Annotated in this window: 20 protein-coding genes; 14 read left to right on the top strand and 6 right to left on the bottom strand. The window is 37.0% G+C overall.

Features of this window, described 5'->3' with window-relative positions; genetic code table 11:
* The first annotated feature begins 138 nt into the window (after nucleotides 1-138).
* The 5 genes from J2743_RS04560 (at nucleotide 139) to J2743_RS04540 (ending at nucleotide 3,719) form a co-directional block, all read left to right on the top strand.
* The gene (locus tag J2743_RS04560) at nucleotides 139-1,446 is read left to right on the top strand and encodes a DUF308 domain-containing protein (RefSeq protein WP_209625390.1); all 1,308 of its coding nucleotides are present in this window, start codon (nucleotides 139-141) and stop codon (nucleotides 1,444-1,446) included.
* Nucleotides 1,443-2,135 carry a metal-dependent hydrolase gene (locus J2743_RS04555; RefSeq protein WP_209625389.1) on the top strand — a complete coding sequence of 231 codons (693 nt, stop codon included), beginning with the start codon at nucleotides 1,443-1,445 and terminating at the stop codon, nucleotides 2,133-2,135. The genes J2743_RS04560 and J2743_RS04555 overlap by 4 nt, the downstream gene beginning before the upstream one ends.
* Nucleotides 2,136-2,392: 257 nt before the next feature.
* Nucleotides 2,393-3,040 carry an Era-like GTP-binding protein gene (locus tag J2743_RS04550; RefSeq protein WP_209625388.1) on the top strand — a complete coding sequence of 216 codons (648 nt, stop codon included), beginning with the start codon at nucleotides 2,393-2,395 and terminating at the stop codon, nucleotides 3,038-3,040.
* 12 nt (nucleotides 3,041-3,052) lie between these two features.
* The gene (locus tag J2743_RS04545; RefSeq protein WP_209625387.1) at nucleotides 3,053-3,433 is read left to right on the top strand and encodes an OapB/ArvB family protein; all 381 of its coding nucleotides are present in this window, start codon (nucleotides 3,053-3,055) and stop codon (nucleotides 3,431-3,433) included.
* Nucleotides 3,417-3,719 carry a Zn-ribbon domain-containing protein gene (locus tag J2743_RS04540; RefSeq protein ID WP_209625386.1) on the top strand — a complete coding sequence of 101 codons (303 nt, stop codon included), beginning with the start codon at nucleotides 3,417-3,419 and terminating at the stop codon, nucleotides 3,717-3,719. Before J2743_RS04545 ends, J2743_RS04540 begins: the two co-directional genes overlap by 17 nt.
* A 101-nt stretch (nucleotides 3,720-3,820) precedes the next feature.
* Here J2743_RS04540 and rqcH read toward each other — a convergent pair whose 3' ends face one another.
* Nucleotides 3,821-5,836, bottom strand: a complete 2,016-nt coding sequence (gene rqcH / locus J2743_RS04535; RefSeq protein ID WP_209625385.1) for a ribosome rescue protein RqcH — start codon at nucleotides 5,834-5,836, stop codon at nucleotides 3,821-3,823.
* A 60-nt stretch (nucleotides 5,837-5,896) separates the two neighbouring features.
* Between rqcH and J2743_RS04530 the strand changes: the two genes are divergently transcribed.
* Nucleotides 5,897-6,175, top strand: coding sequence for an EMC6-like membrane protein (locus J2743_RS04530; RefSeq protein ID WP_209625384.1), 279 nt, complete (start codon nucleotides 5,897-5,899; stop codon nucleotides 6,173-6,175).
* A 163-nt stretch (nucleotides 6,176-6,338) separates the two neighbouring features.
* Here the strand turns inward: J2743_RS04530 and J2743_RS04525 are convergent, their stop codons facing one another.
* Nucleotides 6,339-8,156: a DUF2070 family protein gene (locus tag J2743_RS04525; RefSeq protein WP_209625383.1), complete on the bottom strand. Its 1,818-nt coding sequence runs from the start codon at nucleotides 8,154-8,156 to the stop codon at nucleotides 6,339-6,341.
* 854 nt (nucleotides 8,157-9,010) lie between these two features.
* Here J2743_RS04525 and J2743_RS04520 point away from each other — a divergent pair.
* The 8 genes from J2743_RS04520 (at nucleotide 9,011) to J2743_RS04485 (ending at nucleotide 16,990) form a co-directional block, all read left to right on the top strand.
* Complete coding sequence (locus J2743_RS04520) at nucleotides 9,011-9,610, top strand: hypothetical protein (protein ID WP_209625382.1); 600 nt, start codon at nucleotides 9,011-9,013, stop codon at nucleotides 9,608-9,610.
* A 163-nt stretch (nucleotides 9,611-9,773) separates the two neighbouring features.
* Complete coding sequence (locus tag J2743_RS04515) at nucleotides 9,774-10,310, top strand: FumA C-terminus/TtdB family hydratase beta subunit (RefSeq protein WP_209625381.1); 537 nt, start codon at nucleotides 9,774-9,776, stop codon at nucleotides 10,308-10,310.
* Nucleotides 10,311-10,458: 148 nt separating this feature from the next.
* Nucleotides 10,459-11,196 carry a DUF6282 family protein gene (locus J2743_RS04510; protein ID WP_209625380.1) on the top strand — a complete coding sequence of 246 codons (738 nt, stop codon included), beginning with the start codon at nucleotides 10,459-10,461 and terminating at the stop codon, nucleotides 11,194-11,196.
* 123 nt (nucleotides 11,197-11,319) lie between these two features.
* Nucleotides 11,320-11,988 carry a hypothetical protein gene (locus J2743_RS04505; RefSeq protein ID WP_209625379.1) on the top strand — a complete coding sequence of 223 codons (669 nt, stop codon included), beginning with the start codon at nucleotides 11,320-11,322 and terminating at the stop codon, nucleotides 11,986-11,988.
* A 2-nt stretch (nucleotides 11,989-11,990) separates the two neighbouring features.
* Complete coding sequence (locus J2743_RS04500) at nucleotides 11,991-13,142, top strand: hypothetical protein (RefSeq protein ID WP_209625378.1); 1,152 nt, start codon at nucleotides 11,991-11,993, stop codon at nucleotides 13,140-13,142.
* A 60-nt stretch (nucleotides 13,143-13,202) separates the two neighbouring features.
* On the top strand, nucleotides 13,203-13,595 hold the full coding sequence (locus tag J2743_RS04495; protein ID WP_209625377.1) for a hypothetical protein: 393 nt from the start codon (nucleotides 13,203-13,205) through the stop codon (nucleotides 13,593-13,595).
* A 563-nt stretch (nucleotides 13,596-14,158) separates the two neighbouring features.
* Entirely contained in the window at nucleotides 14,159-14,350 is a 192-nt protein-coding gene (locus tag J2743_RS04490) for a 4Fe-4S dicluster domain-containing protein (RefSeq protein WP_209625376.1), read from the top strand.
* A gap of 63 nt (nucleotides 14,351-14,413) precedes the next feature.
* A complete protein-coding gene (locus J2743_RS04485; RefSeq protein ID WP_209625375.1) occupies nucleotides 14,414-16,990 on the top strand; it encodes a PAS domain S-box protein in 2,577 nt (858 codons plus the stop codon).
* Nucleotides 16,991-17,131: 141 nt separating this feature from the next.
* Here J2743_RS04485 and J2743_RS04480 read toward each other — a convergent pair whose 3' ends face one another.
* From J2743_RS04480 to J2743_RS04465, 4 genes are all read right to left on the bottom strand, one after another.
* Complete coding sequence (locus tag J2743_RS04480; RefSeq protein WP_209625374.1) at nucleotides 17,132-19,276, bottom strand: acetate--CoA ligase family protein; 2,145 nt, start codon at nucleotides 19,274-19,276, stop codon at nucleotides 17,132-17,134.
* A 632-nt stretch (nucleotides 19,277-19,908) separates the two neighbouring features.
* Entirely contained in the window at nucleotides 19,909-20,580 is a 672-nt protein-coding gene (locus tag J2743_RS04475) for an NAD(P)/FAD-dependent oxidoreductase (protein WP_209625373.1), read from the bottom strand.
* Nucleotides 20,581-20,715: 135 nt separating this feature from the next.
* A complete protein-coding gene (locus tag J2743_RS04470) occupies nucleotides 20,716-20,922 on the bottom strand; it encodes a hypothetical protein (RefSeq protein WP_209625372.1) in 207 nt (68 codons plus the stop codon).
* 207 nt (nucleotides 20,923-21,129) lie between these two features.
* Nucleotides 21,130-22,623 (bottom strand): PAS domain S-box protein, encoded by a 1,494-nt coding sequence (locus tag J2743_RS04465; RefSeq protein WP_342451630.1) that lies wholly within the window; start codon nucleotides 22,621-22,623, stop codon nucleotides 21,130-21,132.
* Nucleotides 22,624-22,725 lie beyond the last annotated feature (102 nt).

The following is a 22,725-nucleotide window of genomic DNA, read 5'->3' as shown; positions in this document are numbered from 1 at the left end:
TTAATAATTGATAAGACCCTATTTTATTTATAGATTCAATTTTTTAAGAGTTAAACTAGAAGAATGATAATAATGGTGTGTGATGAAACTAATAATTTATAAATAATCCCTAACATAATAAGGCTAGGAGGTATGAGGATGATCAATTTAATTGTCAGCGTTTTTGGGGCTCTCTTGATTATCGGCGGATTGTATTTCATGTATCTTGGTTTAAAAATTCCACCAAACCCTATAGCATTCTTTGTAGGCCTAATAGCAGCAGTATTTGGACTAATTTTACTTATATTCTTTGGTAGCAAAATAGATTTATCAAGGGGGGCAACTTCAAAACCTAAAAAGATAGTATCTCCCAAACCATCCGCTACTAAAATAACCAAACCGATTAAAGTAGCACCTAAAGAAAAAAAGCCTTCAATCTCTCGTGATGAGTCTAAATCTAAGGTAATTAAACCTAAACGGAAGGCCGATGAACAACCAAAATTCGGACCTTCAAAAACCATCACACCAACCATTAAAAAAGACAAAACAGAACCTAAAAAGGTTGAAAAACCTAAAAAAGCAGCCGTAACTCCGAAAACCATCACCCCGCAAGCAAAACCAAAGGCTGACACTACAAAATCAACTTCTACACCTCCAGATGTTGCCAGTAAAAAAAAGGTAACCCCTAAAAAAATCTCCCCAGTAAAAAAAGAGGAAAAAGATAAAAACCCAGCAAAATTTGCTGGTAAAAAAATAGAGCCTATAAAAACCCCCGAACCAGTTAAAAAACCAGTAAAACCTACTGAAGAAAAAATTAAACCTCCTGCCCCTAAATCTGTGTTGGAAACTGCGGATAAAGAACGTTTGAAAGAACTACAAACCCGCCCAGGAAGGGATGATCAGTTCGTTAAAAATAGGCTGGACAAACTAAAAGAAAACTACATTGAGAATGCTAAAGACATTGAAAGCATAATCGATGAACGTTTAGACTCTTTTAAGGGAACAATTGATAAATTGAAAACAGACTCACAAGAACCCAGCATAATATGGTCTTTTGAGGCTCAAGACGTTCAGGAAGCCATGAAAGACACCATCATAACTGCGGAGAATCATTTATTGATGATGTATCCTTGGGTGCGTAACATTGACGTGGGCATACTTAAAAAATTCATGGACACCAAAAGCCGTATGATCATCCAGGAAGCTAGTTTAGATGACGATGCCTCAGTGGAGCTGATAAAACTGCTTCAGGAGAAAAATGTCGATATAAGAACAATGCCCCATGTACACACCGTAGCGGTAGTGGCTGATGATGCCAATGGCCTTATCATATCCACAGACCCTATTTATGAAAGTTATGAAGTGGGAGTAATCTACAAGGATAAAAAATCGATTATGGAAATCGAAAGAATGTTTGAAGATGCATGGACCATTTCACAAGATATTGACCTGGAGATAAGAAAATGAAGATCAGGTGGCTGGGACATTCTGCATTTTCCATATCCACTCCCAATACTGAAATTTTAATTGATCCTTTTATTAGGGATAACCCTGCCTGTCCAGTGGAAATAGAAGATCTAAAAGCAGACATTATCTGCGTTACACATGGACATAAAGACCATTTTGGGGACACAGTGGAATTAGCTGAAGTAAATGATGCAACTGTTATATGTAACCATGAACATTCTGTATATCTTGCTCAACAGGACTTAGACACCATAGGTATGAACATGGGGGGAACCGTTACTGTGGAAGGAATAACAGTTTCCATGGTAAACGCCATTCATTCTTCAGATATGGACTTCATTGAAGGAATAGGTCCTGGTGGTAGCTCTTGCGGCTTTATACTGCAACTTGAAAATGGTAGGAGGATTTACCATGCCGGAGACACCAGTATTTTTGGTGATATGGAAAAGGTTGTAAAAAATATTTACAGACCCCAAATCGCATTACTCCCCATTGGGGATCGTTTTACCATGGGAATCACGGAGGCATCCATAGCTGCCAGTTGGATAAAACCAGAAATCATAATACCCATGCATTATAACACTTTCCCAGTGATAGAACAAAATCCGGAAAGATTCAAAGAATTAGTTGAACTATCCACCGATACTGAAGTAACCATACTCAAACCTGGTGAAACATACCAAGAATAAAACCACCACATTATTACCTATTCTTTTTAAACTTCTGCAGGAATTAGTTCATTTTCCATAATACATCAGTCATTAATTTATTATATTAGAATACACACATGATAGTTTATTTATATTAGAATTTGCACACAATAAATAATTCCTATTAGGTGTACACCAGATAAGTTTATTTATATCAAAATTTCACACGAGATTACTTTACGAATATCAGAATGTTACGCAAGATTTGTTTATTTGCCACCTACAAGAGTGATTAAATGGTTGATATCATGCAAAGAATTTTCAGAAAAAAATTTTTCAGAGACATTTTTAACAAACTAATTGGAAAGGAAAAAAAACTTAAAATAGGATTCTATGGACATCCAAACTCAGGAAAAACAACCCTGGCGAACCGGATGACCAAGGATTGGATAGGAAAATCCCTGGGACTTGTTTCAGAAATTCCTCACGAAACCCGAAAAGTTTATCGGCAGGAAAGAGTTTCCCTTAACTATGATGGGGTTGAACTGGACTTTGATATCATTGACACCCCCGGAATAGCCACCAAAATTGATTATAAAAATTTCCTAGAGTATGGTTTATCCAAGGAAGAAGCCAAAGAAAGAGCAAAAGAAGCCACTAAAGGCATAATAGAAGCTATTAAATGGTTGGATGATGTTACTGGTGTTCTTTTAGTTGTGGACTCAACTAAAGACCCTTTAACCCAGGCCAACATAACCATAATTGGGAATTTAGAGGCACGTAACATACCCTTTGTGGTGGTGGCCAATAAGGTGGATCTGCCTGAATCAAACACAGGAAGAATTCTATCTGTGTTTCCCCAGCATAAAGTGGTGGGAATATCCGCCCTCAATGGAGACAACATTGATGAACTCTACCAGGCAATGGTGGAGAAGTTCAACTAAGGGGTGATTTTCATGGATGAAGATACAAACATTCTGAAGATGGATTTCATTTCATATGATGCCCTTAAAGATCAAAGCAGTATTGAAAAAATATTCATGATCGTGGAAAAAGTGAAAAAAGGCGAAGTTCTGGTAATAGAGGGTGGTTTGGAGCCTGAAGAAGAAGCAGAGCTCATTGAAACCACCATGCGTGAAATCGATGTGGAAAACTTTGTGGGCATAGATATCTACACCCTGGAAAAGGATGAAACCTCATTCTTCGGCCTTTCAAAGAAGAAAACTGTGGGTATAACCATAATTGGACCTGCAAACATCATGAAACAGGTGAAAAGGAAATCGAACTTCCTATCAATGGTAGCAAGCCTCGGTGATAGTGATGCATCGATGTATTAAGTGTGGTCATGAATTCCAGGATTCAGAAGACCTTTTACTCAAGGGCTGCCCTAACTGTGGCAGTAAATTCTTTGAATTCCATCAAGATGGAAAAGTAAAAGAGATCAAAGAAAGCAAAGGCAATTCTGTTGAGACAATCCTGGTCCATGAACAGGGAGTTTATGAACTGAACCTAGAATCTATAATGGCTGATGAATCAGTAATAGTCTCTGATGAGGAAGGGAAATACCTTATTGACATTAATTATATTCTTAAAAAGAAGAATAAGGATAAAAGAAGGTCTTAATAATAATTGTGTGGTCTTAACTAAATAAGGTCTTAATTAACAATTTTTTCTCAATACATCCTTTTTTTATTTCCTTCTTATTTTATTTTTTTGCCGTTATTTTACACAAAATCACACTTACCTGATGGTAAGACCCGGATAACATCTTCCAAAGTTAAAACATGATCAGGATCGATTTTTTTAAGAACTGATCGGGCAATTTCCTCTTTTTTGGTGAAACCTGGCTTTAAAACCACGTAATTATCAGTGTACTTAGAAACTGCTTCTTGGGGTCCTGCCATTATTCTTTCACCCTCATAATCAACAATACCCACGGCTATCTTCAGGGGTATTCCCCGGAGATAATTCCTGGTGCCCCTTATTATGAATGCACCCCTGGCCACGAATTCACCTGACTGGGGTGTTTTGGAAACCTGTTCCGGGTGAACCCAGTAAACATCCTGAGAACCGTAACCTTTACTCCAGGCACTGGAAAAGGATGCAGCCATGTGACCTGCTTCTTGAATACTTTCCTCAGGAATTTCACTTTCACCCTTCTTGATAACCACAGAGGGGGCGCCATGGATATCTGAGTGCAAATAGATATCCTGATTGTCCAGGTAACGTTTCACCACCAGTTCATTGGTCCCGGCATCCCGACCACCAACCACCAAAAGTCCATCTGAAGATAGGAACCATCTCAGTTTTTCGAACCATTTAAGAGGTTTACGAACCCTTTTCTGGGGAAGTTGAACCTTTTCCAGGGCCAATTCCCTTTTATTCCTCATTCTATCCACATCTTTTTTGGTGCGTTCAATGGCAATATTAACTCCTTTAATCTTCCTTTTTGCCTTTTTGCCTTTGTTGTAATATTTCTCTGCATTTTCAGGGATCTCCAGATTGGAGTCCACCATCACTCCTTCTCCCTCAAGATTCAAAGTAAGGACACCCATTTTATCCAGAGATTCAATACTTTGCGCTTCTTGCATACCTTCTTTACGGCCTTTTTTCAGTTTTGATGCAATTTCAGCCCATGAAAACTTCTCCCTGGCCTGGTGAATTATATCAAGGATGTTTTGAACTTCAGAGTAATGTGAATAGAGAAGATCTCCCCTCTTTTTTGATTGAATCACGGTTTTTTGGAATTTTTCCAGACTCTCCTCTTGTATACGGAGCCTTTTTTCATATTTGCCCACTTGTTTGGCCCATATATCTTCCTGAACCTTTTTAATACCAGCACCAACCTTTGCACTGTAGAATTCATCTGCAGCCTGGTTAAAGGTATCAAAACGTTCTTTCTGGAAATTTTTGTAGGTTAAAATATCAAGGGGAAGAACATCTTCTTTACCCTTTTTATCCCCTATTTCCTTACCATTCTCTTTTCCTTTATCATTTTCTTCATTTTTTATGACTTCACGAACGATCTGGGGCTGAAATTGGTAGGTTTTAAGGGGGTTGAAAAGTTCCATCATGCTCTGGTGGATTGATTCAATTTCATTTGCACTGGTTTGGTTGGCTGGCTTTTTTTTATCCACACCAGAACGCAGAAAAATTTCCTCGGAATACATTCCACCCAAACCGCTTCTCGCCAATGTTCGGATAAGATCACTGTCAGAATTCTCAAATAAAGTTTTCAACTCTTCAAGTTCAACATTCAATGGGTGTATACCTCGTTCCGGAGGATAATGGTATTCTTCCTTAGAGGTTATCTTCCGACCCTGGGCATGGCGGTGTTTCAGGGGTAAAATTATCCGGTTGTCTTCATCCAAAAGTATTATATTGCCTTGGGAGAAAAGTTCAACAACCAGAGTAAAGCGATGTTCCTTCTGGATGTCAATTTCTAGGATACGGTCAAAGTTATGTTGCCTCACCATAGTTACTGTGGCATTTTTTAAATGCTTACGCAGTAACATTGGGAATGCAGGGGGAACTTTAGGGTTTTCTGGTGGATACTGGGTGGTGTGTACCCTTAAACCTGCTTGAAACGCTACATCAACTCTTCCTTTTCCTGGAACGTGGAAGCGTATGATTACAGTGTCCTTGGTGGGCTGGTATGCTTTCTGCACCCTGGCATCTTTGAGGGTTTCATTGAGTTCATGGGATATTGCGTAAAGATCAACATTGGACATGGCTTTCATGGAAAACACCTTACTTATATTATATGATTAATAACTAAATATGTAAAATGGAGGAAAACTATGGAAATAGAAGTTAAAGTTACAAGTATACACGCTGCACTAGCCATTGTTGCCGGTTACATATCAGCTTTACTTTCAACAGGCGGTATTCCAGGTCTGGGTAAAAATGAAGCTCTCGCAGTCCTGGCAGGATTGATCATCCTTTATATAGGTGGTCAAATATCCGAACGGATCTTTGGCAAGGAAGAAGTGGGAGGATTTAAAGGCTGGTTATGGAGCGGGATTGTACCATTCTTCTTTTTATGGGTAGTGGTATGGGTAATTCTCTATAACATCTAATTTTGTTTAAAACCCCAAACCATTTATTTCAAAATATTTTTCAAATATCTTTAATTTAAAAACTTTTTTTCTTTTTTAAACTTAATTTCTTTCCAATATTTTATCATCTTCTTATTGTTATATTATGGTTTTTTATATTAATTGAATGTCCAGTAGAATCATATTAGAATGTCCAGTAGAATATCCAGATAAAGACAAAGATCAGTGCCAGCACAAAAATCAGGGGGGCAACGATCCTGCTCACTGCAACTATGGAGCTGATGGTGGTTACCAGTTCAGTGGCGTGGGTGGGACCAAGGGTGTTAATATTTGATACTTTCATCATCTTAGCACCAGCCATCACTGGTTCAAGGTCATTTAAAGCATTTTGCACACTTTCTGTTATTTTTTCGATGATCAGATCGCGTTCTTTTGTTCCCAGGGGATTATGGCCCCCGGAAAGTGTGTTGACAAAGTGGGTGTCGGTGGTCATAACTTCAGCACAATCTACTCCTGTTTTTTGTACTGCATCTAATATTTCATCCCGGAATCCAATGACCATGTTGTTGGCATCCATAAGAATGTAAGCAGTTTTCTGCCCATTAACATCTAAAACCATTACTTTGACTCCGCTTTGACCAACACCACTATTTTTTTCCAGTTCTGGAATGGGGTCACTGGCACATCCCATCTTAAACTCTTTTTCTTCAGTTTTCTCGAGTTTTTCGATTGCATCTAAAAGCTGGAATACTTCTGGATTTCCAGGTAGCACACGTCCGGATTCTCCTTTAAATGAGTTGTGGCAGTCCACCAATACCACATTTTCTGCTTTGGTATGACCCTGGGCTGCTTTGATTAGGGATAAACCCACCCCAAAGTCGATATCGTCGAATCCCATGGGTGCAAATGTGGCCAAAATTAGTAAATCATCTCCAAAGTACTGGACACCTAGTTTAGCATCTTCACTCCCTACTCTGATAAAAGGACTGGCTTTTTTTGAATATTCCATTTCGTTCAGGGCATTTTCGATTACTTTTTTTATTTTGCAGATTTCTCTGGAGCTAACTGGGTTGAAGTCGTGGGTTGATGGCCCGTGACTCACCATTGCAAAAGTTTCTAAACTATTTGCTAACTGTGTTGGCATGTTACCTCCTCCAATGGTCCCCACCGGACCAGGATGTACGCAGGGAGATATGAAAAGTCCCTTAATACCATTTTTTCCCTTGAAACTAACCAAACCCACCAGGGTGTCGATTGGTTCACCCATATCTTCAAAGAGTTTTTCCATGGCCTTGGAACCTTCGGAGTATTGTGCTATAAACAATGATAAAAGTTCCAGACCACCAACCCCCAGGTTTCGGCGGATGGGTGATTCAATTACCAGTATAAAAGAGTAGATAGCAATGATTATTATTAATCCTGCTACGATCCCTTTCAATGCCACTATTATGATGCTGAAAGGGCCAATGTTCGTGCTGATGCTGGTTAAAAAGACTAAAACCACCACCATACTTAATATAAGGATTGGTTGAATGGTTGATACTAAAATGGATCGCACGGCACCAATGTTAGAGGTTCCCCAGATGATGAAGGTTCGCAGACCAAAGGCCAGGGCACATCCCAGTATCAGTGCATCAATGATGTAACTGTAAACAGTAAAAGTTGAGATCAGGCTGCCTATAACATATACCATAGCCACTAATACCATGGTTATCAGGGAGATGAACATGGAATGTTTCATTTTCATGTAACGTCGACCTTCCATGCTGTTAATTAAGGGTTGGGTTATTGCACCGTCCATAATGGATGTTATTCCAAAGATCAGAAAACCTGCAGATCCACCATATACAATGCTATCGAATAGGGAGACTTGTGGTTCTAAATATCCTGCTATGGCTCCAGTGGCAAAGCTAAGGAAGATCATGGTTAGAACCGAAAATTTACTAGGGGGAATGGTCACCAGGTACTTGGAAAGGTTAGTAATGTTATCAACAGCAGACATAAGTCACCTCTAATTTAATCTGAAAATACTCAGAATGTAAATGTTAATGAACTTAATATATTAAGTCTCTTATTTTTATTTATAGTTCTTATTTGAAGTTATTGTGGGATTATTCTAACATTGTTATATTATTTCTTATTATTTCATTGCTTTTTTCACCATAAAGAAATGGTTTTTTAGTTAAAGGAGTCTAAATTGGGTAAACCAGCGAGAATGCTTTTATTTCTATTGTCAAAAGTGGTAGCTGTTAATGGAAGAATAGTTAACCAAAAATTTATATTAAATATATATTAAATAGTATTACTATTATTTTGCTATTGATGTTAGCAGTAGAATATTGCATTTTTTCTAAGGGTTTAACAGAATTTGATTAATTTTTTCGGGATTTTTTTTAAATCTCAAGAAGTTCAGTTACATGTATTGTAAACTAAAGAAATGTAATGTAATGTAAAGGTATATGACTATCATTCTTCCTTTAAAACATCAGCTTAACCCATCTTTAAAATTAGCAGGAATAACTAAATTATTTCATGATCTTTTGTTAAATTTATCTTTTTATTGTATTATAGTTTTCAGGATATCTTATTCTGTGAACATAAATGATCATAATAGAACCTATTATCGTTGTTCATGTTTTTCACTGAAGGGGGGCATGAATTGATCTTTTAAAAAAACCGTTAAAAATACAAAAAGATTAATTTATATCAAATTATAAAAGTTACTGTAAACTAAAAAAGGCAATAGATGTACGTGCATGGAAAATAACATACTGCCATTATTTCCCCTTTTTCATGTAATTGGTCTTAGGAAATGTTTATACTGAAAATATGATAAAAAGGGGTTAAGGTGTTTTCATGGTTTTAAATGGGAAAAAATCATCCAAAACAGTGATCATTGAGAATGGTTATCTCTTTTGCAATCACTGTGGGGGACATTACAAACTCAAAAATAGTGAATCTCATCGTGATTTTGCTAAATGTGAGTGTGGTAATCCATTAGAATTTTGTAAAACCAGAAAAGAATTGGATCAAAAGATCAGCAACCTTAACCAGAACAAAAAAGCCTTAGATCAATTTCAAGCCAGAATATTGGAAAGGAGGGAAAATTTACTGAACATTTTCCCTAAAGTTCAAATGGACGATGATTTCATAGAAAATACGCAGAAAGAAGAGAGTTTATGGGATATTCTAGATAATAATCTTCTAGGAAACGAATCTAATAAAAAAAACGATTCAGATGTAAGCAGAAAAAAGGAATATTTTAATGTTGTCCTGGAAGAAGAACGTTTAATGAGTAATATTGCCAAAAAAAGGGCCAGTGTCAAAAATCAAACATTTATAGATAGAATTTTCAGTTTTTATAACCAGACAGACCCCACCTTTTTGTTAAGTGTGATAATTATCATTTTACTTGCTATTCTTTCAATTGCAGTGATAAATTCATATTTTATTTGATAGAAATTACTTGTTTTTATAACCTATTTAAAAAAGATAATATTTGTACTAAATGGATATATTAGATTGATACATTGAAAATAATGTTTCTGTAACAGCATAAGTCAACGAAAGTTTTCATTTCATTGCTCAGAGTTAGAATAAAAATTTTGTATGGTGCACTATGATATTCAATCTCAAAACACCCTTAAATAGAGAAGAAACTCGGAAATTAAGAATTAAAGACTCAGTTTATATATCCGGAACCATTTACACGGCTAGAGACAGTGCTCACCAGCGCATGATCCAGGAGGGATCACCAGTCATCCTGGATGGGGCGGTTATATTCCATGCTGGACCCATAATAAGACGGCATGATGATGATTATGAGATGGTGGCAGTGGGCCCAACCACCAGCACCCGAATGAATCCTTATCAGGCAGAAATTCTGGACAAAGGTGCACTGGCTGTAATTGGAAAAGGGGGCATGGATGATGGAACTTCTGAAGCACTAAAACGAAATGGAGCTGTTTTCCTGGCGGCAGTTGGAGGCTGTGCTGCTTTGTATGTTAGTTCAGTGAACAAAGTTAAAGGAGTGCATTGGCTGGATCTGGGTGTGCCTGAAGCTATCTGGGAACTGGAAGTTGAAAACTTTGGCCCGTTGATAGTTGCAATGGACTCCACCGGAGCAAATTTGTACGAAGAAACACGCAAAAAATGAATTTTGCAAGTAAAAACACGCAAGAAATTAACTTTCATTTGGGAACACCCGAAAAGTGTGCCATATGGACCTATCAAACTAGAAAATGTTTTAAGGGGAGTTTAGGCTGAAAAATCCGGAAAATGGTATTCTCAAGGGCATCATTGATATGCATATCCACACCAACCCTGATGTAAAACCAAGGCTCTTAGATGATTATGAAGCAGCTCTGGACGCTAAAAAAAGTGGAATGAAGGCCATTGTACTTAAATCCCATGTAGAATCCACTGTTGGCAGGGCTTACCTGGTGCGTAGATTAACCGGGTTCCCGGTTTGGGGTGGTGTCACACTAAACCTTCCTGCGGGTGGATTAAACCAGGATGCAGTTAGGACCGCTGCTTTGATGGGTGGTAAAATAGTCTGGTTACCCACCATCCACCATCATGATATTAGAATAGAACAAGAACCCTTGCAGGATATATTACATCATGTAAAGGAACATAATCTGGTTCTGGCCACAGGCCATTTAAAACCACCGGACATATTCTGTGTTTTGGATGAGTGCCGCAGTATAGGTGTAGAAAAAATATTGATAAACCATCCCCTTACCAGTGTGGTGGGAGCATCTCTGGATGAACAAAAAGAAATGGCTCGTCAAGCATACCTGGAGCACTGCTGGGTAGCCACCATGCCGCAACATGATAGACTCGACCCTCTGATTATGGTAGAGACCATAAAGGAAGTGGGAAGCAAACATTGCATCCTGGCCACAGATTTCGGCCAGAAACACAATCCCAGCCCAGTACTGGGGATGCAGATGATGATTAACAGTATGTTAAAACATGGGATTTCCTGGAGAGAAATAACCATTATGTGCCAGGATAATCCCGAGAAACTCTTATTTTAATAACAATCTCATTGGATGAATTTGTAGTTCAATGGAAATCCGCTTCAAACATAGGAGATGTTACACCAATGGGAATGCTTATTTTAATGAAGCATAGATAAACTAAACTAAGGAGGGGCTAAATTGGAAAAAACACATCAAGAATACATGGAATATTATAAGGCAAGATTGAAGAAATATGAGGACAACCACCTGTATCCATACTCCTACCAGTCTGAAAAGGCATTATACGATGCAATAGCCAATTCAGAGAACCTGGATGAATTTGGCCGCAAGGTAGAAGAAGGGAATTTGGCTGTTGAAAACGCAATAGCCCTTGTTAAAGACCAGGAAACAGCAAGGAAAAAATTATACCTGGAATTAAAAGAAAAAATACGTTTACACGCACCATTAAGAATTCTTGATATTATTGATACAGTTAAAACTGACCTGGAACTGACAGACACTGTTTCTGAGATTGAGGGCGAAGTAAGTATTGAGATCACTCTGGATCTTTTAACAGAATACATTTACTATGATCTATTAGCTTTAGAGGAAATAGAGGTTTTCCAGTCTGCAGAGGTACCTGATGAATGGAAAAAGGAGATCAACCAGGATTATCCCCAGGAACTTCTCAATATGGGCCAGGAAGATTGGATAGAATCAGTGGTTCCCAATGCCCATAAATGGGATCCCCACTGGCAGTACAACTTTGACCTCATATGGGAGGAAAGACACCGCAGACTAATCCCCATACCTGATGAAATCCTAAAAAAGAGAATAGAACAGTTCAAAACCTACAGGGGGATCTAAACATGCCTGTGGATAAAGCAATGGCAGATTCCATCCTGGACACCTACCGTAATATGTACAGGGAGATGGAAGAGAAAGGAGCAGAAGGCGAATCATTCCAGGCCATGAGTGAAGCTTTAAACAGAATGGAAGCATTGGCCCAGGAAACTGATGATATTATGGATTTCACAGCAAAACTAACCACAGAAAACCTGTTTATCGAGTTTAGTAACGCTTACTCAGAAACCATCTCGGGCATGGTCAAAGAAGAATACTCAGCTGGCGGGGGAGATGAACTGCTCCTGGAAAAAACATTGCAAGCCTATGAGAATGCAATAAAAACTTTAGAGGATCATCCTAACTATGAAATCTTAAAAGCCCCCATTGAAGAGTTAATTGAACTTGGAAAATCAGGAGTATCCTACCCTGTGTTTTTAAGAATTGCAGAGGAAAAGAGACTTTACAAGGCGATGGAGGGAGATATAGTTGCTAGAAAAGCCATAATTTCTGATAAAACCTTTGCTGAATTCATGCACCTGCCACTTGAGGTGGAAAAACACGATAAGATCCTAAAAGTCCACGATGAACTGGCGTCCCGTTCACCATTTCAGGTGGCTGATAGCTTTGAATTTGGATTGGAAAGACAAAAAATCGATTGGGAGTATGCTCCTCGTATTAACCAATGGAACATAATTACACGCTTATGGGAGAAGATGCTTGAAAATGTTTATGACTGGCTGGACTCCTTCTGCAGCTTCGCACCCTACGATGAACGTTGGGCAGATCTGAGGGGCAAAACATATACCATGAAAAATATTAAGCGCACCCAGGAATGTAACCCCGGAATTCTCAAGGCCAGGGAGAAAATCTTCCAGGATTACTTCCAAATGGTCTGGGATGATGTATTTACCCATGAAACCTTCCGGAATGAATATGCAGCTAACCGAGTCTGGTACTCAGATGAACGCCTGGAACTCATAAAAAAGACATACTCCTATTGTGTTCCATCAAATAAACCAGATCCTGAGTTAATACATCAATCAGAAATTATAAATGCCGAAAAAAGGTACAAAAGACCGGAAGCATTCCAGTATTCTTCTGAAGATAAAGAAAAATTCATAAGCATCTTTGGAAAGGAAAAATGGGATGAGTTTTTTGGAAAATATGAGAAATAGATCCTTGATTATTCAGTCGCCTATGAAATTTCACATTACTGATAATCAGGTGATTATAAGATGAAAGAATCCCATCCAAACCAATTCATGGTAAGTTATGAAAATAAAAATAGAAATTATCTGTTTAATTTAAAATGGGATGATAATCATCTAGTTTTAAAACAATTTTCAGATGATCAGCTGGATATACAGGAAAATATAACTCCCAATACCAGTGAATGGCTGGATTTCTGGCACCGTATGGATGACATAAAAATCTGGGACTGGTATGAGCAATACATTATGACCTGTTTGGATGCTTGCCTGGAAGGGGATGAATGGGAAATACACATCATGTACGATGATTTGAGAATTGAATCTTACGGTGCTAACAGTTACCCTTCCACATTTCGGGAATTTGTACAATCACTGGAAGAATTAACTGGAGTTGTGATTGAATTCATTCAGGACTAGATGCAAACATCAAATCATATACTTGCGAATATCATGATCTTATACTTGTGAACATCCTGATGGTATACTTGCGAATATGATCATATGTTGTATAAACTAATGAACTGAAACCCAGTTGAAGAAATTTTCTAGGATAACTTCAGACCATTCCTCAATAACATCAAAGAATTTTTCGGATATAACTAATTTTTTGGATATAACTAGAACAGTTTCTTGATAACCTACAAATTTTTGCCATCAATGATGATACATAACAGAATGGTGGGTAAATAGAATACTATCTTCTTGATGGATTATTTGAATATCAATATCTGCAGAATTCATGATGGAATTTATCATAACTTTATGATAAAAATGAATAATCAGAGAAATGGTCCTATTTTCACTACTCAGCCTATATGGGAGAATCGAAAAATACCTATTTTGTCAAATTTCCATTTTTGGCATATTCCCGATGGGTGGAGTGATGTTAGTTACGGGTAATAAATCCATTAATTGGTAGATTACTAAGTGAAAACCTATTTTAACTAAATTAACCCATCTCATTTTTGTGGGGAAAAGAAATGCCTGATATAAAAATCCATCCAGATTTATGTTCTAAGTGTGGGACCTGTGTGACCAACTGTCCGGTGGGAATATTCCAACAGGAGGATGATGATTTTATTCCCATAGTGAAAGATACCGAAAACTGCATACTCTGTGGTATGTGTGTGGATAACTGCCCTGAGGATGCAGTGAAACATGAAAATTTTTAAATGATAATATTTTTTCCACTAAAAACAAATACCTTTAACTACATAAATCAGTAAGGGGATGGAATGCCTGATGTTAAAATCCTATTGGTAGAGGATGAAAGCATAGAAGCCTTAGACATCAAGAGAACTTTGGAAGCTTATGGTTACCAGGTACCTTATGTTGCTGCTTATGGTGAAGAAGCTATTTTGAAGGCGAAAGAGATTATCCCTGATATTATTTTATTGGACATAGTTTTAAATGGACAAATAAATGGTATTGATGTTGCATCAGAAATAAAATCACTCGACATACCAATAATATATTTAACTGCTCATTCTGAAGAGTCTACCATTGAAAGAGCTAAATTCACAGGACCCTATGGATATTTAATAAAACCTTTTGATCCATTAATTCTTAAAAATACAATAGAATTGGCCATTTCCAAGCATGAAGTTGAGCAACGATTGAGGGGAATAATACATGGCTCTCCTATTCCCCAGTTTGTTTTGGATAAAAATCATGAAGTTATCTACTGGAACAAATCACTGGAAAAATACAGTGGAATTAAGGCTGAGGAGATTGTTGGGACTAAAAATCACTGGAAAGCTTTTTATGATGAAAAAAGGCCATGTATGGTTGATTTGCTCCGGGATGGTGATTTAGAAGATCTTTCACAGTGGTATCATGGTAACTATGAGAAATCTGAAGTATTAGAAGGAGCATATGAAGGAACTGATTTTTTTCCGAGGGTAGGTAAGGGAGGCAAATGGTTATACTTCACTGCCACAACTATCAAAAATTTTAAAGGAGAAGTTACCGGAGCAATAGAAACTCTTGAAGATGTTACAGATCGTAAAGAGGCAGAACTTGAATTAAAAACCAATGAAGCAAAGTTCCGCAATATCCTTGAAAATCTTCAGGATGCATATATACAATCGGATATGGATGGAAACATATTAATGGCAAGCCCATCTGCGGCAAAGATGTATGGATATAATTTCCCCAATGAAATGATAGGCATCCCCACTGAATCATTATTTGAAAATCCTGAAAACAGAATTATAATTCTTGAAAAAATAAAAAAACAGGGAAAGGTAGGGGATTTTGAAGAAAAAGGCCGTAAGAAAGATGGCACATCATTCTGGGCATCAATAAATTCCCAATTCTACTGGGATGATCAGAAACAAATTCAGGGTCTGGAGACTTTTATCCGTGATATATCAGAACGAAAGAATTCTGAAAAAGTTCTAAAGCAAAGTGAAGAAAAATTCCGAGCCTTGATCTATAACTCAACAGATATCATCCGCATACTGGACAGTGAAGGGCACATAATCTTCGATTCTCATTCTTCACAACGTATTTTAGGCTATCCAAAAGGGTTTTTCATTGGTAAAGATCCCCTGGATTTCATACATCCTGATGATCGTGCCCAGGTTAAAGAAGACCTGGACGAAGTTTACCAGGATCGTAATCCAGGAATTCCAACTGAATTCCGGATTCAAAAGGCTGATGGGGACTATCTCTCAGTCGAGACTATTTCCCAGAACATGATCGATGTTCCTGGTGTGGAAGGTGTAGTGGTTACCACTCATCCAGTTCAAGCACGTAAAGAAATGGAAGAAGCATTAAGGGATAGTGAAGAAAAATATCGCACTCTTTTTGAATCAGACCCTGCTTACACTATTCTCCTAGATTTAAATGGTATTATTTTAGATTTGAATAATGCTGCTTTGGATTTTATGGGAGTTACTAAAGGAAAACTGATTGGTGAAGACTTCACAGGGTTAGGTCTATTCCCTGAAGAGGATGCCGTGTTGCAAAGGGAAAAATTCAGTATTGCCATAGAAAAACGGACTGTGCAGGTTTTTCAATGTAAAATCTACAATAAAAAGGGTGGTCACAGTTGGATTGAATTGAAAATGGTTCCATTGGAGAAGGAGGGTGAAATTTGTTCAATTTTAGCCATTGCCACAGATATAACCGAGATGAAGATTACCACAGATAAGCTAAAAGATTCAGTTTCAGAAAAAGAGGTGTTAATTAAAGAAATTCATCATAGAGTCAAAAATAATATGCAGATTATATCTAGCTTGCTTAATCTGCAAATGCAATATGTTGATGATGAAGTTGCAGTTGATATATTAAAGGAGAGTCAGAACCGGGTTAGATCCATGGCCATGATCCATGAAAAATTGTATCAATCCCCTGATTTGACCAGTATCAAATTTGATAACTACGTTCGCACACTGGTATCAGAACTGTTTTATTCATACCATATCCCTGAGGACAGGATTAGATCAGTAATCAATGTGGAGGATGTGGTTTTAAATATTGAAACTGCAATACCATGTGGACTTATAATAAGTGAACTTGTCTCCAACAGCTTAAAACATGCTTTTCCTGTAGGAATGAATGGTGAAGTAGTTTTATCACTCAAAACATATGATACTGTTGAAGATGGTGATTATTATGAACTCAAAATTAGTGATACAGGTATAGGGTTCCCTGAAGATTTAGACTTCAAGAATACAGAATCATTGGGTTTAAAACTAGTTAACACTTTAATTATCCAGTTAAATGGTGATATAAAACTGGATAGGAGCCATGGAACCCAATTTAAAATAGTTTTTAAACGTTCAGAGTACGAAAAAAGGTATTGAGTATCCAATGGAAATAACTATTGTACTTATATCCGCAAAAATACCCCTATAGCTATTTCCATCAATTAAACACCCAACAATTATTCTAAACTCACATGCCGTACTCACAGAATCAATAATTATTCTGTGTTGGTACAATTTTTACATAGTAGTTGATTCCATACTCGATGATCGGGGAGAACTCTGTAACAGGTCCTCAGATTCTCCTTCTTTCAATACTGCTCTCATATCAACGGCTAATGCTCCGTCACCTTCATCAAAAACCATCAATGGGTTGATTTCAAACTCGTTGATCTCTGGGAAATCTGTGACCATTTGTGAGATTCTCAGTATTATATCAACGATTGAATCGATATCCTTTGGTTTGGCACCTCTGGTTCCTTCCAATAGTTCGTGGGTTTTGATTTTTTTGATCATAGTTTTGGCTTCACTTTCATTTACCGGGGCTATGGCAAATTCAACATCTTCCAGGACTTCCACATAGATACCACCCAGTCCAAACATGAGCATGGAACCAAAAGTGGGATCCTGTATCATTCCAATGATAACTTCTGTACCTCCAGATAACATCTTCTGTAACTGAACACCTTCTAAAACTGCTTCAGGTTCCATTTTTGGAATGTTTTCCATCATATCTTGGTAAGCTGCTCTTACTTCTTGGGCATTGTTGAGGTTGAGTTTGATTCCACCTACATCAGACTTGTGTGAAATTTGAGGGGATATGATCTTCATAACCAGAGGATATCCAATTTCTTCGGCTGCTTGCACAGTTTCTTCAAGAGTGGATGTCATGGCAGTGCCTACGGTAGGTATTCCATATGCCTTTAGTATATCCAGTGATTCCAGACCCAGAGTATTTTTACCCTGTTCCCGTGCATTTTCAATTATGTTTCGAACCAAATTTTTATCAGCATCAAATTCAGGAGATTTTGGATACTCCTGTTCCCTGATGATTGTGTAATCATAAAGTTTTTTCATGCTTTTTACAGCCCGTTTGGGATACAGGTAGTTAGGAACTTCCTCTTTTGCCAGGAGTTTTTCAGCACCTTCGAAACGAGTTCCTCCGAAGAAACTGGTCAAGATTGGTTTTTCAGCAGTTTTAGCATGGTTTGCAGCTATTTTGGCAATTCCTTCCGGGTCAGTTACTGATTGGGGTGTTACCATGTAGATTACTCCGTCCACATTGGGGTCTTCCAGTACAGTTTCCAGGGTGAAGGCGTATCTTTCAGGAGTGGCATCACCCAGAATATCCACTGGGTTTTTAATACTGGCTGTGTCAGGTAATCCTTCGTTGAGTTTTTCTTTGGTTTCTGTGGTTAGTTCGGCAAGTTCCAGTCCGACTTTTATGGCAACATCAGTAGTCATAATGGCTGGACCACCGGCATTGGTGATTATGGCTATTCTTTTCCCCTTAGGGAGTGGTGCTAGTGCCATGGCACTACTGTAATCCATCATTTCGTCCAGGGAGTTCACACGTATGATTCCGCACTGGGAAAATGCTGCTTCGTATGCTGAGTCAGAGCCTGCTATGGTTCCAGTGTGGGAGGAAACTGCTTCTGATCCCTTGGATGTTGTTCCTGACTTTATAACCAGAACTGGTTTTTTATGGGAGGCGGCTCTGCAGGCATCAATGAAACCCTGGCCATCAACAATACCTTCCAGGTAGGCAGTTATCACTTCGGTGTTTTCATCTTCCATGAAATCTTTCATACAATCATTTTCATTGATCACTGCCTTGTTTCCCAGACTGACAATTCTGGAGAATCCTATGTTCTTTTTATCAGCATAATCAAGGATAGCGGCCATGATGGCTCCTGATTGGGTCATGAAGGATATTTTACCTTTATGGGCAATGTCTGAGGAGAATGATGCGTTGAGATCATTGTAGGTGTCCATAATACCCAGACAGTTAGGGCCAACCAGTTTAATCTGATATTTTTTGCATATTTCCACTAACTGGTTTTCCAGACGAGCTCCTTCAGTGTCAACCTCTTTGAACCCTGCTGAGATCACCACAACGTTTTTTATTCCAATTTCTCCACATTCTTCAACTGTCGCTGGGATCAGATGTGCAGGTATGACTATGACCACCAGATCCACTGGACCATGGTCTTTAATGGATTTGTATGCCTGTAATCCAAGTACACTACCACCTTTCGGGTTTACTGGGACTATTTTCCCGTCATAATAATTCAAAAGGGATTTCATCACGTCGTAACCGATTTTACCCTTTGTTCCTGATGCCCCTATTACGGCAACTGATTTTGCATTGAACATTTCCAGCATGTTATCACTTATTCCATTTCCATTCGAATATATTCCAAAAAATATTCTAAATTATAGAATGTTCTATATTATTTTATGTACTGATTAATCATTATGTATTGATTAATCATTATGTATTGATTAATCATTATATATTTGATTATCCCATTGAATATAAGAAATTAACTGCAGTATTAATAATATTGCTTAAATAACTATAGATTATGATGTTAACTATAATGGCATTTTTTAATAATCATTTACATGAAAACCAATTTTGAAACATTTTTAGTTAATCATCATTAATCTGTAATCATTTTCCTTAATATATTGAATGGTATCATTTCGAAATAGGCTATTCATTTTACATGAATTAGGTTCATTCGATTTGTGAGGATATGTGTGGTGTGTAAAATTTTATTCTAATGTAGAATAAGATCACTTCCTTATAGGATAGTATATATACTCTGGGGTCGTTATAGATCCAACTTCGTAATATAGGAATTTAACGAAGTAAAAAATTTTATTTGAATTGATGTATGAAGATGTAAAAATATGAAAAATGCCTATTTTTTTATTGGGTAGTAAAGTTAAAAAGATAAAAATAGAAGTTATTTTCAAAAAGCATTTTTAAGAATAATTTTGGATAAAAATTATTCTCCTAACACTTCACCAGAAAACTTATCAAAACCAATTTTCTCGATAAATCTTCCTAAACGTTTTTCAGTACCACTTTCAACGTAATATTCGATTACTTTTCCAATACAATCAATTACCTGGTCATCAGATAGATTCTTCGCAAGTACTTTACCTTGTCTCACCTGAAGCCCGCAGGTACCACCCACCAGCAACTTCCAACCTTTAGGAGTTCCAATTAGACCTATGTCCCTAACAGCAGATTCAGCACAGCAACGGGTACATCCTGAAAGGGATATTTTAACTTTAGTGGGTGTTTTTGTCCGGTGGAATGTTTCATCAATCCTAAATCCCATCTCTACTGTGTTTTGATATCCTTTTTTACAGAAAGTATTGCCTGTGCAGAATTTAACTCCCCTTACACATTTTCCAATGTGACCACCAGGTTCCATGCCCAGATCATGGAAAATTTCATCAATATCTTCCTTTTTAACACCATAAAAGCCAATTTTGTGCTCTGAGGTCATTTTAATACATTCAATCTGATATTTTTCTGCTACATCTGCAATCTTACGCAAAATGGCAGGATCAAGGATACCACCAGGGATATAAGGGATGATTGTATATGTTTCCAGCCCCTTTTCAACTGCAGCTCCTTTATCGGGTATATTTTCGTTTTTTACTCCCATATTCTCGCCTTAAATATTTAACAATTATATTTTTATCTATCCTTTTCGTTTAATCCCGAAAAATTAACTGGTCATTATTCTTCAGAGGATTGGAAAATAATTTATTCTATTAAATCTGCTTTGCATGGTTCTGTTCTATTTAATGGAGATGCATTCCCATGGTTGGGATTCGGTATCAATAGTGGCGTACAACTCTTTTTCTGTGTCCTTTAATAACTCTTCACAACCGAATTTTAAGTCTGCAGCTTTTTTAACTGGATAAATTCTCCCTCTTGCGCTTTTAACAATTATTTCACCCTCTCGACTAATGCCCACTACTAATTGTTCTATTTCCTTTGCCATAATATTCAGCTCCTAATTTTTTTAGATCCAGTATATATTTTGTTATACATCCCATATAAGAATCAATTTAAACCTGAAATAGGATTTTAATAATTATATCAAGATACATCACAGAGTATTATGTTCCAACTTGACTAAATTTGCTCAACGTTTATAACCTATTTAAATTGATTAAAAAAAGTAGATTAACATCATTTCCAGGGAATTTCAGTTGATGCTGCTGTCAATGGGATGGCCTGCCCATATAACAGATTTAATATTATTATTTTTATCTTTAACTACTTTTACAGTTAAATAAAAACATTTAAATTCACCATCTTTAGTTTCATATCTTTTCCGTAACCTATAATCATCAATTTCTCCAGATAAGAGTTTTGAAAATAACTCAGATGTCTTTTCTATATCATCGGGATGTGTAATATCGAGGTGATTTAATTTTAAGAATTCTTGTTCAGTATAACCCAGTTCATTTAAGAAAAAGGGGTTTACATTAATCCAATGACCATTTGTATCTACAGCTGCCAGAGCTATACCTGACATGTCAAAAATAGCTTTAAGCTCGGTTGCATAATTGATTATTTCTTGTTCGGTTTTTTTACGTTCATCAATATTTTCAACAATGATAAGAGAATTAACAGCCTTTCCATTGGTTGAAATACCAAATCCCCCAGTCACTTTGCCCCATATAATCTTTTTATCTTTGCGAATGAATTGTTTTTCAATTTCATAGAATTTAATTTTTCCATGACGTAAATTTTCGAGTAAAGCTAATTCTTTTTCTACATAATCGGGATGGGTGAATTCTTCAAAACTCATATTTTTAAGTTCATCCAGGCTGTAACCCATCATGTTTTCAAATGCAGAGTTACAGTTCAATATACGACCTTTAGTATTACCCATAACTATTCCAACCTTAGCATTGTTGTACAAATTCTGGAACAGTTCCCAAACTTCGTTTAATTCCTTTTTTAACATTTTTTGTTCAGTTAAATCTCTGGTTACCTCAGAAATACCCACAATTTCCCCATGTATATCATGTAGGGGGTTCAAAGTCACTTCATATTCATGAATTTTACCATCTGGCAGGGTGAAAGAATTAAAATACTTAGCAGTTGAATCAGTTTGATAAACTTCGCTGCGAATTTTATCCAATTCTTCACACATTTTCTCAGTAAATCCCAATTCAAAGTCTGTTTTACCTATAATTTCTTTTTCACTCAAGTTCAAAGCTTCGCATAAGCATTTGTTGGCACTGGTGATTTTTCCATCAAGGTCATGGCTGTAAATATAGTCTTTACTGGAGTCGAAGATCAATCTTAAATACTCTTCACTTTCAGCTAATTTCTTATCAAGGTCATGCTTGTAAACCGCAGCTTCTATAGAAACAATTAATAATTCAGAACTGACAGGTTTACTCACAAAACCATAGGGACTAGTAAGTTTAAGTCTTTCATAAGTATTTTCATCGGTAAAAGCACTCATATAGATAACAGGAATATCAAAAAGTGTTTTAATTTCTTGTGCCGCATCAATCCCGTCTATATCTCCCTTTAAAGTGATATCCATTAAGATTAAATCTGGTTTCAGTTCCCCGGATTTTTGGATTGCTTTATCACCACTATCAACAATCCCTACAACATCAAAACCAAAATTACTTAAACTATTTCGGATATCCATTGCAGTAATGGCTTCGTCTTCCACAATTAAAATTTTCGTCATATATGATCTGAGGTTTTTTTGTCGATATTTATTCAAATCTCTGGTTATATCACCTACATTATATTTCCATCCTATTTACATTTT

The organism is Methanobacterium petrolearium, assembly GCF_017873625.1.
Lineage (GTDB): Archaea > Methanobacteriota > Methanobacteria > Methanobacteriales > Methanobacteriaceae > Methanobacterium > Methanobacterium petrolearium.
Note: the sequence above shows the minus strand (reverse complement) of the source record. Positions and strands in the feature narration are given on the sequence as shown.